This window comes from Croceibacterium mercuriale (assembly GCF_000802385.1).
In the GTDB taxonomy this organism is placed as follows: domain Bacteria; phylum Pseudomonadota; class Alphaproteobacteria; order Sphingomonadales; family Sphingomonadaceae; genus Croceibacterium; species Croceibacterium mercuriale.
Genome location: NZ_JTDN01000010.1, coordinates 1 through 799 on the forward strand (window position 1 = coordinate 1; position 799 = coordinate 799).

3 protein-coding genes are annotated in these 799 nt (G+C 39.4%); all 3 read left to right on the plus strand.

The features are described 5' to 3' along the window. Nucleotides 1-164: single-stranded DNA-binding protein (locus PK98_RS17580; RefSeq protein WP_039098033.1), on the plus strand; the 164-nt coding region annotated here is incomplete at its 5' end. Then, nucleotides 161-253 (plus strand): tail virion protein G7P-2, encoded by a 93-nt coding sequence (locus PK98_RS17585; RefSeq protein ID WP_025903536.1) that lies wholly within the window; start codon nucleotides 161-163, stop codon nucleotides 251-253. The genes PK98_RS17580 and PK98_RS17585, both read left to right, overlap by 4 nt. Nucleotides 254-363: 110 nt before the next feature. Beyond that, nucleotides 364-612 carry a major coat protein gene (locus PK98_RS16565; protein ID WP_081996328.1) on the plus strand — a complete coding sequence of 83 codons (249 nt, stop codon included), beginning with the start codon at nucleotides 364-366 and terminating at the stop codon, nucleotides 610-612. The last annotated feature ends 187 nt before the right edge of the window (nucleotides 613-799 follow it).

The following is a 799-nucleotide window of genomic DNA, read 5'->3' on the forward strand; positions in this document are numbered from 1 at the left end:
ATCTCGGTGGCGTTTATCCTGCTCTCTTCAATTTTAACTTGGAAGATGGTCAGCATCCTTATCCCGCTGGCAAATATCGTGTTCATTCATCCTCTTTTAAAATTAACAATTTTGGACAGGTTTCTGTTGGTCGCGTTCTTCTTGAATCAGTTAAGTCTGCATGACTACTGATGACCTAATTCATGTAGTATTTGCTCTTGGCCTCGTTCTCTCCTTTGGGTTAGGTGCAATTACTGCTGGAGTGTTCCGATGATTGATTATGTTGGTTCTTTTCTCGGAGCTTATTTCTTGGGCTTTGCCCTCTTTTATGGAATTGCTTTTTTCAAGTCAATTTCTGACCGTATGATTTAAGGAAAATATAAAATGCGCGTTCTTTCTACTGTTTTAGCTGCTAAAAATAAAATTGCTTTGGGTGCTGCAACTCTGTTGGTTTCTGCTGGTTTTTTTGCTGCTGAAGGTGACACGGCAACTAATTACGCTACTGAGGCAATGACTTCTCTGAAAACTCAGGCAACTGACCTGATCGCTCAGACTTGGCCTGTTGTTACTGTTGTTGTTGGTGCTGGCTTGGCAATTCGCCTGTTTAAGAAGTTCTCTTCTAAAGCTGTTTAATTTCCAGCGTTATTTAAAAGGGGCGCGCTTTCGTCCTTTTTTTTTACCTTTATTCCGTTAAGGCTTAATTGTGAAAACTAAAATAATAGCAATTCTTTTATTATCTTACGTTCCATTTTCTAATGCTGATACTTGGGAGTCGGTTGCTAAACAGTATTTCACTGGTTTTGCTAACTCTACCACTGTT